General features: G+C 71.0%; 8 protein-coding genes and 1 pseudogene. 4 read left to right on the top strand and 5 right to left on the bottom strand.

Annotated elements, in window-relative coordinates:
• A pseudogene (locus tag LR393_RS21855) lies at nt 1–376 on the bottom strand (hypothetical protein); the annotation flags it as partial.
• Nucleotides 373–2472, bottom strand: coding sequence for a globin domain-containing protein (locus tag LR393_RS21850; protein ID WP_231485998.1), 2100 nt, complete (start codon nt 2470–2472; stop codon nt 373–375). The pseudogene LR393_RS21855 and the gene LR393_RS21850, both read right to left, overlap by 4 nt.
• A gap of 469 nt (nt 2473–2941) precedes the next feature.
• On the opposite strand from LR393_RS21850, the gene LR393_RS21845 reads away from it, so the two are divergent.
• Nucleotides 2942–3646 carry a response regulator gene (locus LR393_RS21845; protein ID WP_231485997.1) on the top strand — a complete coding sequence of 235 codons (705 nt, stop codon included), beginning with the start codon at nt 2942–2944 and terminating at the stop codon, nt 3644–3646.
• 124 nt (nt 3647–3770) lie between these two features.
• Nucleotides 3771–7778: an SCO7613 C-terminal domain-containing membrane protein gene (locus LR393_RS21840; RefSeq protein WP_231485996.1), complete on the top strand. Its 4008-nt coding sequence runs from the start codon at nt 3771–3773 to the stop codon at nt 7776–7778.
• A 60-nt stretch (nt 7779–7838) separates the two neighbouring features.
• Here LR393_RS21840 and LR393_RS21835 read toward each other — a convergent pair whose 3' ends face one another.
• Complete coding sequence (locus LR393_RS21835) at nt 7839–8810, bottom strand: NADP-dependent oxidoreductase (RefSeq protein ID WP_231485995.1); 972 nt, start codon at nt 8808–8810, stop codon at nt 7839–7841.
• A 93-nt stretch (nt 8811–8903) separates the two neighbouring features.
• Between LR393_RS21835 and LR393_RS21830 the strand changes: the two genes are divergently transcribed.
• A complete protein-coding gene (locus LR393_RS21830; protein WP_231485994.1) occupies nt 8904–9506 on the top strand; it encodes a TetR/AcrR family transcriptional regulator in 603 nt (200 codons plus the stop codon).
• 31 nt (nt 9507–9537) lie between these two features.
• Here LR393_RS21830 and LR393_RS21825 read toward each other — a convergent pair whose 3' ends face one another.
• Nucleotides 9538–10491: an arsenic resistance protein gene (locus tag LR393_RS21825; protein ID WP_231485993.1), complete on the bottom strand. Its 954-nt coding sequence runs from the start codon at nt 10489–10491 to the stop codon at nt 9538–9540.
• A 101-nt stretch (nt 10492–10592) separates the two neighbouring features.
• On the opposite strand from LR393_RS21825, the gene LR393_RS21820 reads away from it, so the two are divergent.
• Nucleotides 10593–10886, top strand: coding sequence for a hypothetical protein (locus LR393_RS21820; protein ID WP_231485992.1), 294 nt, complete (start codon nt 10593–10595; stop codon nt 10884–10886).
• Here LR393_RS21820 and LR393_RS21815 read toward each other — a convergent pair.
• Nucleotides 10883–11449: a hypothetical protein gene (locus LR393_RS21815; protein ID WP_231485991.1), complete on the bottom strand. Its 567-nt coding sequence runs from the start codon at nt 11447–11449 to the stop codon at nt 10883–10885. The genes LR393_RS21820 and LR393_RS21815 overlap by 4 nt on opposite strands.
• Between the last annotated feature and the right edge of the window lie 20 nt (nt 11450–11469).

The raw sequence follows: 11469 nt of genomic DNA, 5'->3' as shown, positions 1-11469 counted from the left end.
CCGGCGGCACGGTGCCGACCGACGACGACGCGCCGACCGACGACGACGCGCCGACCGACGACGACGCGCCGACCGACGACGGCACACTGACCGACGATGCCGCACTGACGGACTGCGCCGCCTCGGCCGACGGCGAGGTGTCGACCGACACGGCCGACATCGCCGAGGGGGCAACGCTCACCTGCGGCGCCGCCGTCAGGCCCACCGGCGAAGCCGGGGACACCGGCGAGGTGGGAGCCGGGTCCGGCGAGGTGGGCACCGCGATGGTCGGCGCACCGGCCTCGAACGTGTTGGCCGCCGCGGCGAAAGCCTGTGCGTTGGCCTCGAATGAGGGAAGCCCGAACCCGGCGCCGGAGTGCAGGTTCTGCTGCGTCATGCCGTGCCCTGCCAGGTCTCCGCCGGGTACCCCGGCTGCGGCTGCGTGTCGTCGGGGCGGATCTCGTCGTTCCCGTACTGCTGCTGCGCCTCGTACCGGGCCTGCTGATCGCGGTCGGCCTGGTCACGCTGCTGCTGGGTGTACCGCGGCGGGTGGGTGTAGGTAGCGGGTTCGGCGTGGGCCGACTGCCCGGGGTAGCCGGCCCGCTGCTGCACGGCCCGGGAACGCTCGCCGTACCCGGCCCGGTCACCGCGGTCGGTACGCCCGGCATACCTCAGCTGCTCCGGTTCGGACTGTCCGGCCGGTCCAGGCCCTTCGGCGTACCCGGGCTGGTCACCGTACTGCGCCTGCCCACCCTGGCCCGGCTCACCGTATCCCGGCTGCGCGTACCCGTCGGGGTTCTCGTACCCGGTCGGCTCCGGCTCGGCGTAACCCGGCTGGGGGTAACCGGCCTGGTGACCCGGCCCCGGGTGCTCGAAGTATCCCGGCTGCTCGGGGTGAGCCGCGGGCCGGGCCTGACCGTCGCGTGCGGCCTGCGGGAAATACCCCGGCTGCTGGGCCCGGTCGGACTGGTCGAGGTCACCGGGCTGCTCGAAATAGCTCTGCTGCGCAACCGGACCGGTCTGGCTCGACTGCTCGAAGTACCCCGGCTGAGCGACCGAACCCGTCTGACCGGACTGCTCGAAGTACCCCGGCTGGGCAGGGGCACCGGTCTGGCCGGACTGCTCAAAATACCCCGACTGGGCAGGGGCACCGGTCTGGCCGGGCTGCTCGAAGTACCCCGGCTGCGCTACCGAACCCGTCTGACCCGGCTGCTTGAAATAGCCTCGCCGGCCGGCCGCTGTGGACTGCTGCCCAGGGTGTCCCGGCTGCTCGGCGTACCCGGACTCGTCGACGTAACCCGCCGGATCCGCGTACCCCTGCTGGTCCGGATATCCCGCCTGCCCAGTATTTCCGGGCTGTTCGGCGTAAACCTGCTGGTCCGCGTAACCGGATTCGTCAACGTAACCGGGCTGATCCGCGTAACCGGGCTGATCGGCGTAACCGGCCGGGTCCGCGTAGTCCTGCTGCTGCCCGTAAGCGTCTTCCCCGGAACGCAGCACGGGCAGCTGGATGGCCGCCGTCTCACCGGTGTAGCGCTGCGGGGGCCGGGCGAACTGGGCGACCGCACTCGGCTGGGGCCGGACCTGGTTCTGGCCCGTCGGGGGCTGAACACCCCGGTTCTGGACGCCCTGGTACTGCCCGGCCTGGTACTGACCGTGCGAGTACTGGCTCACGGCCTGCTGACCGGTGGGGTCCTGCCCCCGCACCGGGTTGTGCGTCCGATCGCCGTACTGCGCCGGCTCGTCGTACTGCTCCAGGGCACCGGTGTCGCGCTGCCCGGCCGGCCGGGCGTAATCGGCCTGGTCATCGCGGCGCGCGAGGCCGGATCCCGACTGTCCGGCCTGACCGTAGGAGGGCCCCGCCGGGAGAGCGTTCTGCTGCCCGGTCTGGCCCGCCTGGCCGTAGGGGCCTGCGGGCAAGGCACTCTGCTGCGTGGGCGGCGCGCCGTAGTACTGCTGCTGACCGGCGTACTGCTGCTCGGACTCGTAGTACGGCCGCACCACCGAGCCCTCACGGGTCTCGGCCATCCGCTCGGCCTCTTCGGCCTCGTCGGCGCCGGCGATCATCACGGCGGCCATCCACTCGTAGACGGCCATCCAGCACGAGGCGACCGTGGTCTCCAGGTCGCCGCCGTTGAGTTCGCGCAGAGCCCGCACCAGCGCGTGGGCCACGTACGGGTAGAGGTCATTGGTCACGGAGTGCTTGCGCCGGTGCACGCCGCCCCAGCGCCGCAGGTGGGACTCCACGGCCTCCGGATCGTCGAGGTGCTCGACCGTGAGCAGGATCGCCTTCAGCAGGCGCTCGTTCTGCTCGGTCATGTCCTCGGGGAAGAGTGCCCGCGCGTGCGGAGCCATGACGAAGAGCTGGCGGTAGAACTCCTGCGTCAGCTCGATGTGGTCCGGCGGCAGGGCGGCGCAGCTCTTACGTACGACCGCAATGGTCCGCGGGTCGAAAGGAGGAAGCTCCTCCAATCGTCGCGGCTCGCGAAACATCCAGCACTCCCAAGAAATTCGTTTCGAGGCGACGGGTCAGGGTCACCGGATGAGGTTGCGTCGAAGACCGTTCTACAGAGAAAACCGGGAAACATGCAAACCCGACAGAACCTACGAAAATGATCACTCAAAGTGACCGCACGGGCACTCTTCGCACGTCATTCCTGGTGAAAGGCCATGGCCAGAGCCAGGTTGACCAGTTGAATATGCCCAACTCTGAGTTACACCAATGAATATTGGTCCACAGGACGAGAAAGTCGGCGCGAAGTATTGACTTGCCCGTCATCGATCAAGCAATGCGACGTAAAATCCCGGTAACGGATATTGGCCAAGGTCGTGAAGATGGACCCCCGGCGACCATTGCTACCCGATGATCACTGTCACTAGAATCACGCTCCAGATGTCTGCCGGTGGCCGGGGATGGTGATGGGGTTGAGCACCGCGCGCAACCGGCGCGCACCCCTGTGTGATGCCTGAACGCCGCATCAGCACCCTGATCGTCGACGCCGATCCGATCATCACCGCCCTGCACGCCCAGTACGTCGGCCAGACCCCTGGTTTCATCGTCTCCGGCATCGCGAACACCGGCGCCGACATGCTGCGCCAGACACAGATCACCGGCCCGGAACTCATCCTGCTCGACCTGAACCTGCCCGATGCCAGCGGCCTGGAACTGTGCCGGATCCTGCGGGCGCGTAACTCCACGGCCGACATCATGGTGATCACCTCGTCCCGCAACCTGCTCCTGGTGCGGCTGGCCATCACCTTCGGGGTCGTCCACTACCTGCTCAAACCCCTGTACCTGCAAGATTTCCAGGAACACCTGCGGCGCTACGCCGCCTTCCGCCGCCAGACCGCCCACTCCACCGGGCCGGTCAGCCAGCGCGACATCGACTCGGTCCTGGCCCTGCTGCGACCCGACGTGCGGGCCGACGTCGTTCCCACCCGTCTGTCGGCCCGGCGGACCCTCGACAAGGTCGCCGCCCATCTGCGCACCACGCCCGACCCGGTCTCCGCCGACGAGGTGGCCCAGGCCCTCGGGATCTCCCGGGTGACCGCACGGCATTACCTCGAAGAGCTCACCTCGCGGCAACTGGTCGCCCAGACCCAGCGTTACGGCACCTCCGGACGCCCCCGCAACCTCTACCGCTGGCACGCCGACCAGATGAGCTGAGCGTCGTGAACACTCCTACGCAGCGTGACAACTCACAGCTCAGGAAAGCACGATCGGGTGGTATCGGACACTCCCGCCGGATCCACGGGACGGGAGCCCGCCTTGTCACCCACAATCGGCGACCATGAGTTCCGACCTGGGGGGCCAGGCTGATCAGGCCCGGACCGTGCTCGACACCGTTCCCGAGCTCAGCCGTCTCCTGCTCGACCTGACCCGATGCCCCAACTGTTCCGCCGCCCTGCGTGGACCACACTGCGCGGCCTGCGGAATCGACCTCACCGGCCCGGACGGCGGCCACCTGCAGCGGCTGAGCCGCGACGCCGCCGCGGCCCTCGACCGGCGCGAGAGCGTGCTGCAGTACCTCCGCGCCCAGATCCGCCCCACCACCGCGCCCGCCGCTCCGACGAACCCGGTCACCTCCACCAGCCCGGCCGTCTTCACGAACCCGGCAACCCTCACGGGCCCGGCCGACGTCACGAACCCCGGCGCTCCCGCGAACCCGGCCACCTCCGCGGGCCCTGCCGCTTCTGCCGACCCGGCCGCTTCCCCCCGGCCGGCCACCTCCACGGATCCCGCCCCATCGGCTGACCCGGTTCCTCCCACCGACCCGGTCCCCGCGACCTCACCGGCGGCGCGCGTAGCTCCCGGGCTCCCGGCGCCCGACCACGGCGCCCCCGTGAACGACGCTCGCACCATCGCACCGAACGCGTCCTTGACGACGCCCGGTACACCGTCGTCCATCCCCACTGCCCCCGAGACCCGGGCGACCCCGCAGACCACGCCCACCGCCTCGTCCTCCATCGGATCCGCGACCTCGGCACCCTGGGGCACCTGGTCCGACCCGGCCGACGCCCCTCGACCCCAGCTCGGCGTCAACACGATCCTTGTCGGCGTCGGCGCGCTGCTGCTGGCCGTGGCCGCGATCGGCTTCCTGATCTTCTCGTGGCAGAGCATGCCGCTGGCCGCCCGCGCCGCCGTGATCGCCACCGCCACCCTCGCCGCGCTCGGCGTCGCGGCCTGGCTGCGCCCCCGTCTGCCGGAGACCGCCGAGGCGGTCGGGGCTCTCGGCGTCGTGCTGGTGCTCGGCGACGGCTGGGCGATCCGCCGCACCGGCCTGTTCGGGGCCGACCACCCGCACGCCGCGCTCTACACCGGTACCGCACTGCTGGTCAGCGGCCTGATCACGGGTCTTTGGGGACGCGTCGGTCACCTCCGAGCCGGCACCCACGCCTCCACGGTGCTGTTGCCGATCGGCACCCTGCTCACCGTCGGTCAGTCCCTGAACAATGCCCTCGACCGGTTCGTCATCTCCTGGTCTCTCGCACTGGCGGTCAGCGCCGCGGTCACCCTGCTCCGGCGCACCCTGCCCCCGGAATGCCGCACCGAGCGTCTCCTGGCCCGGGCCCTCGCCGCCACGATGCTGGTGGTGGCCACCGTCCCGGCCCTTCTCGGCCTCCCGGACCCGGACCTGGCCCTGCTCACCCTGCTCTGCACCACCGTCACCCTGGCCGCCCAGACCTGGGCCGACAAGACCACCGACGTCCGTGATCAGGTGCTCCCCCACTCTTCCGGGGAGGTCTTGCCTGATCACGAACAAAGATGGGGGACGCCCACCAGCCCACGGGCGGGCGGGGCCCCTTCGCACCCCACCAGTGCCGGAACGCTCTCCCGCCGGCCCGATCCCCTCGGGCTGAACCGGGTCTGGTCACTGGCCACCGGAATCTCCGCCACGGCTGCGGCAGCCGTCGCCGGGCTCGCCGTCACCGAATCGCTCAGCCTGTCGTCCGACATCCCGGTCCTGATCGCGGTCACCCTGCTGACCGGTCTGCTGCTGATCGCCGTCTCCCGGCTGACCCCGGCCCCGCGGTCCGCCCTGCGCCGCACCGCCCTGGCCCTCGGGGTTCTGGGCACGTACGCGCTGATCGCCGTGCCCACGCTGGTCCTGGTGATCGCCCAGGTCGTCCGGCCCGTGGTCCAGACACCCCGCAGCGTCGACGCCACCGCCCGGCTCGACACCCTGGGCATCACCCCGGACCACCCGACCCTGACCTGGGCCGTGACCCTCGCCTGCCTCGCCGTCCTCGCGGCCGTGACCTGGGTGGCCGCCCGGGGTCACGCCAGGCCGGCCGGCCCTTGGCCCCGGCAAGTGCGCCGGACCCTGCGTCAGGCTCCCCCGGCCCTGCTGGCCCTCTTCGCGCTCGTGCTCACGCTGGTACCGGCTGCCGCGGTCGTCACCACCGTGACCGCACTGCTCGCCATCGCCGTGGCAGCTTCCGTCCTGGCAATCCGCGGCGACCGGAACCCACTGCCCTCACCGGTTCTCTGGATGTTCAGCGCCCTGCTCGGAACGCTGGCGGCCACCCTGGCCTGGACCACCCACGAACTGCCCGGCGTCGTCACGACTCTCGCCGTCCCGGCCCTGCTCGCCGCCCGCCGCCGGGTCACCGACGACGGACCGGACGGCCGCACCGGCCGGGCCGGACTCGCCCTCCTGGCCTTCAGCCTGGCCCCGGTCGCGCTCGGCATACTCCTCGACCAGGCGAACGCCGGCTCACCGCTCTTCTGGCTCGCCGTGATCGGTCCTCTCGTCTCCCTGGCCCTGATCACCGTGCCCCGGCTGCCGCTACCGGAACGCCGCGGCCGCGCCACCTGGACCCCCGCGGACCGGCTCGCGGCCGCCGCACCGGGATACCTCGTGCTCGGCATCGGGCTCGCCACCACCCTGGACACCGGCAACCAGCCGGCCTGGCACCAGCCCGTCCTGCTCGCGGTGACCGCGCTGGCCGCGACCGGCGGCACGCTGTGGGCCCGCGCCGGGCTGACCCGGACCGTTCCCCTGCTCACCCCGGTCTTCGCCGCCGTCATCGCCCCGGCCGTCGCCCTGTTCCTGCATTCCTGGGCGCACGCCGGATCTTTCGACGCCCTGACCCCGGCACTGATCTGGGCCCTGACCGCGGCGGCCGGAGCTCTTCTGGTCACCGCGCTGGTGCTGCGCGGACGGCTCGACGGACAGCCACCGCGCCGGGCCGGGGCCGAGGCCGGTCTGGCGATCACCGCCATCGCCGCCCTCGCCCTGTCGATGGCTCCTGGTCAGGAGGAACAACTCTGGCTGATACTCCTCATCGTCGGTGCGGCCGTGACCGCGATCGCCCTCACCCCCGGGCGCTCACAGATCGGCTGGGTGGCCGGGCTCCTGCTCACCGCCTCCAGCTGGACCCGGCTGGTGGACGCCGATGTCAGCCTGGTCGAGGCCTACACCGTTCCACCGGCCCTGGTGCTGCTCGGGATTCAGCTCTGGGCCCGGCACCTGCGACCGGCCGCGGCCGGGAACGACCGCCTGATCATCACCCCGCTCACGCTCGGCCTGGTGCCCAGCGTGATCACCTGCCTCGTGCGGGACGACATCGCCCGGCCGATCGCACTGATGACGCTGGCCGCGCTCGTGGTGGCCGGTTGCACGTACCTGATCCGCACCGACACCACGGATTCCGTACCCGCCTGGCTCGGCGGCGGCTCCGTGGTGCGCCCGGCCCTCCTGGCCGGCACGATCACGGCGGTGGCCACCGCGCTCGCCCGGGTCGTGTTCGGGCTCAGCGACCAGGGCGCTCCGGGCACCGATTCCGGCCTGTCCTTCGGCATTCTCGAGGTCTGGACGATCCCGGCCGCCCTGATTGCGCTGTTGCACGGCCTCGACCGCTTCCCGCAGCTGGAGGACAGAATCCGACGCCACCCCCAGAACGACCTGCCGGGAAACCTGCCCGCGCCTCTGCCTGCCTCCTGGTCGGCCTTCTCCCGCGGCCTCGTCCTGCTGCTCGGTCCCGGCCTCCTCTGCACCCTGACCGGGACCGAAGGCCCCCACCTGCGTCCGTTCCTGGTGATCCTGCTGGCCGCCGCCGTCGCCGCGCTCGGTGCTCAGCAGCATCTGCAGGCCGTGCTGGTGCTCGGGTCGGCCACGCTGGCGATCGAGGCGCTGGTGCTGCTGTCCCCGTGGATGACCGAGATCGGCGCGACCGTGCCGCTGTGGGCCTGGGCCGCCGTGGTGGGCCTGGCCCTGCTGGTGCTCGGCGGCGGGTACGAACGACGCCTGGCCCAGCTCCGGTCGGTACGTTCACGCATCGCCGCACTGCGCTGACCGACGACCACCCGAACAGTGGACGACGCAAGCCCCCACCCGCGTCGTCCACTGTTCAGCTCACATGGTCACGACGATCTTTCCGACGTTCTTCTCCCGCACGTAGGTCACGGCCGCGGTGACCGCCTCGTCCAGGGTGAAGCGGTGAGCGATCCGGGCCGACAGCTCACCCTTCTCGGCCGCGCGGGCCACGTCGTCCATCGTGCCGAACCGGCCGTCCGGGTCCAGGTAGTAGCGCAGCGAGACATCGTCCCGGCCGAGCAGTTCCGGCGTGGGCTCGGGGAAGATGATGGAGACGAACCGGCCTCCCGGCTTCAGCGCCCGGGCCGCGGACGGAAGGGCCTGCGGGTACAGGGCCAGGTTGAACACCACGTCGACGTCGGACGGGTACCCCTCCGGCGCGTGCCCGATGACCTCACCGGCCCCCAGCTCCCGCAGGATCTGCGCCCCGGCCGGCGTCGAGGACGTCGCCACGATCTGCGCCTGCGCGGCCGCCAGCAGCGGAATCACCGCCGTGCCGACACCACCCGTGGCCCCGATCACGAGAACCCGGTATCCCGGCTTGATCTCGCCGAGCTTCATCAGGCCCAGCGCGGTGGACCCGACCACACCCAGCGCGGCCGCCTGCACGGCCGGCACCGAGGCCGGGCGCAGGGCCAGCAGTGGGGTGTCGGCCTCGACGACGGCGTACTCCGCGAGTCCGCCGGTGCTGAGCGACGGCCTGTTATCGTCGGCCACGAAATCTAGCTGCCGGGGCATGGACAGGCCGAAGATCTCGTCCCCCACCGCGAAGCGGGTGACGCCGGCACCGATCTCGATCACCCGGCCGGCGAAGTCGTTGCCCGGCACGTAAGGGAACGCGAGCTCGACGAGCTCCCGGAACCCGCCCTGCACGACGATCGCGTCGGTGGGGTTGAGCGACGAGGCGGCGATCTTCACCAGTACCTGGCCCGGGCCGGGCTCGGGCACCGGGAGCTGCGCGATCGACAACTGCTCGGGCGGGCCGTATCCGGTGGCGACAAGGGCCTTCATGACAACCTCCAGTAAAGTGACCGTTGGGTCCGTTTATAGATCGGGGACGCTAGCCGCAAACGGACCGGGCGGTCAACTTGGTAGGGTGACCGGGTGAGTGAGCCCGTCCGACCCCTGCGTGCCGATGCGGCGCGTAACCGTGAACTGCTGCTGGCCGCGGCCGAGGAGGAGTTCGCCGAGCGGGGGCCGGACTCGTCGGTGGCCGACATCGCGCGCCGGGCCGGGGTCGGGAAGGGCACGGTGTTCCGGCATTTCGCCACCAAGGAAGACCTGATCGCGGCGATCGTGGTCCAGCACCTCGAGCCGCTGTTCACCGCCGCGCAGCGCCTGCTGACGGCCGACGACGCGGGCGCGGCACTGCTGGAGTTCCTGTCCGTGGCGGCCGACCAGCGCCAGCAGCACGACGTGTCGTTCCTGCAGAGCGCCAGCGAGAACCACACGAGCGTCATCGAGCTGCGCGACCGGCTGTTCAACGCCGTCATCGAGCTGACCGACCGGGCGCGCGAGCAGGGAAGCGTGCGGCAGGACGTCACCGGGGTCGACATCTGGGTGCTCATCTGCGCACCCGTGCACGTGGTGAGCTACCTGCCGAACCCGGCACCCGACCAGTGGCGCCGCTATCTGGCGATCATCTTCGACGGACTGCGCCCCGAGGGCGCCCACCCGCTCCCCCAGCCCGCACCCACGCTCACCTGAGCGATCCGAGCGTGGGAGGGCAACCTCGTCCTCAATTCATGGGTAGTAGTCGCGGGACCACCCGCACGTACACGACCATGCCGACCACCTCGACCAGGGTCTGGGCGACCACGACCACCGCGGCGACCGCGAGCGCGTCGGGCAGGGCCAGGGCGAGCGGGAGCACGACCAGGGAGTTACGGGTGGCGCCGGTGAACACGACGGCGCGCCCGGCCGGGGCGTCGAGGCGGAACAGGTGGGCGACGGCGAGGCCGGCGAAGGCCATGACGACCAGGAAGGCGACGTAAACCGGTATCACGCGGGCGACCTGGCCGAGGGCGTCGCTCACCTTCGGGATCTGGGAGGCGACCACCGTGAGCAGGGTGACGATCATCAGGAGCACCATGGTGAGGTTCGCGGTCGCGGTGAACCGTTGTCCTGCGACGCGTCGCGCGGCCCAGGCCTGGGTCGACCAGGCGAGGGTCAGCGGGATCACGATGAGGACGACGAAAGCCTCGATGAACGGCCCGGGTTCGACCACGTCGGCCAGGTCGGGGCCGAGGAACAGCAGCAGGTAGAGCGGGAGCAGCACCATCTGCGCGATGAGCAGGAGGGGTGTGGCGGCGAGCAGGCGGCGGTTGCTGCCCCCGGCCAGTCCACTGAACACGATCACGTAGTCGACGCAGGGGGCCAGGAGTACCAGCAGGGCCCCGAGGCGGACGGCGCGGTCGTCGGGCAGGAAGGCGAACAGGGCGGCGACCACGAGCGGCACGACGGCGAAGTTGACCACCAGGGCGGCGATCAGGAACCGGCCCTCCCGCAGCGACCGTCCCAGTTCGGCGGCGGGTACCTGGAGGAAGGTCACGTACAGGAGCAGGCCCAGGACGGGGTTGATGGCGTGTTCCAGGCCGGGGCCCAGGGCGGGGGCGGCCAGGCCGATCAGGGCGCCGGCGGCCAGGGCGGCGAGGTAGAGCGCGACCTGGTGCTGTTCCATCCGGGCGATCATGGAGCTCCTTGGGCCCGGATCTGATGAACGAGGAACAAAGCATAGCGGGGAACGGACTTTCGTCCCTGGGCCGGGGCGTGCGGCGGGTCGAGGCTGGGGGCATGAGCTCGGGAGTCGTTCTCGTGACGTTCCTCATCGTGATCGGTCTCGTCGCCACCGGGTGGGACCTCGCCCAGGTGCTCGCCCAGCGCCGGCCGCGCCGTACTCCCGCGCACCCCGCGCCACCGCCGGTGCTCGCCGCGGTCACGCTCGAGGGGGTGCTGGCCCGTCAGGTGACGGCTCACCAGATCACGGCGGAGCAGTACCGCCGGGCCATGCGAGCCGTCGCGGACCGGGACGACGGGCGTCATCCCCTGGATCTCCCGCCGGATCTGCGCCCGCCGCAGGTGCTTTAGCTCTCGGGCGAGCCGTACTGCTCACGCCAGCGCCGGGCGCGCCGGACGTCGCGCAGCAGGAACGGCAAGGAGGCGTACATGAACAGGAACGCGATGACCGCGAGCCAGTCCAGAGTGTCCCGATCGCCCGCAATGAACCCGATGAGAGCCGGCAGGGAGATCAGCGGCAGGTACAGCGCGAGCCAGCGCTGCCTGCTCATCCGCCGGGCCAGGTCGTCGGCAACCTCCTGATCGGCCTGCGGCACCGGCTCGACGGCGCGGATGCTCCTGAAAATGGCCTTGCGGCGCTGACGGTCGACGCCCATCGACAGCGGCGGCTGGGCCCATCCGACTCCTCGACGGCGCAGCCAGAAGAGGCCGGCCACCACGAGCAGCAGGGTCAGGAACTGGGCACCCCCGAGGATCCAGAGGAAGAGGGGAACCCCTTCGTCGTCCTTGCTGCCGGCGATCAGGACCCCCGTCACCAGAGCCAGGGGCAGGAGGAGAACGCAGAGCACCAGGAGGAACAACCACCAGAAGTTCTGCCGGCGTCGTGCGAGCTGAGCCACATCCGTGTCGGCCATGCCTACGATGATCATGGAGG

This window comes from Kineosporia mesophila (assembly GCF_021129235.1).
GTDB lineage: Bacteria > Actinomycetota > Actinomycetes > Actinomycetales > Kineosporiaceae > Kineosporia > Kineosporia mesophila.
This window is presented reverse-complemented; position numbering and strand designations above follow the sequence as displayed.

Excerpts from the sequence above, each read along its gene's own strand:
- LR393_RS21850 (WP_231485998.1), bottom strand. The coding sequence starts at position 2,472 with ATGTTTCGCGAGCCGCGACGATTGGAGGAGCTTCCTCCTTTCGACCCG.
- LR393_RS21845 (WP_231485997.1), top strand. The coding sequence starts at position 2,942 with ATGCCTGAACGCCGCATCAGCACCCTGATCGTCGACGCCGATCCGATC.
- LR393_RS21840 (WP_231485996.1), top strand. The coding sequence starts at position 3,771 with ATGAGTTCCGACCTGGGGGGCCAGGCTGATCAGGCCCGGACCGTGCTC.
- LR393_RS21835 (WP_231485995.1), bottom strand. The coding sequence starts at position 8,810 with ATGAAGGCCCTTGTCGCCACCGGATACGGCCCGCCCGAGCAGTTGTCG.
- LR393_RS21825 (WP_231485993.1), bottom strand. The coding sequence starts at position 10,491 with ATGATCGCCCGGATGGAACAGCACCAGGTCGCGCTCTACCTCGCCGCC.
- LR393_RS21820 (WP_231485992.1), top strand. The coding sequence starts at position 10,593 with ATGAGCTCGGGAGTCGTTCTCGTGACGTTCCTCATCGTGATCGGTCTC.
- LR393_RS21815 (WP_231485991.1), bottom strand. The coding sequence starts at position 11,449 with ATGGCCGACACGGATGTGGCTCAGCTCGCACGACGCCGGCAGAACTTC.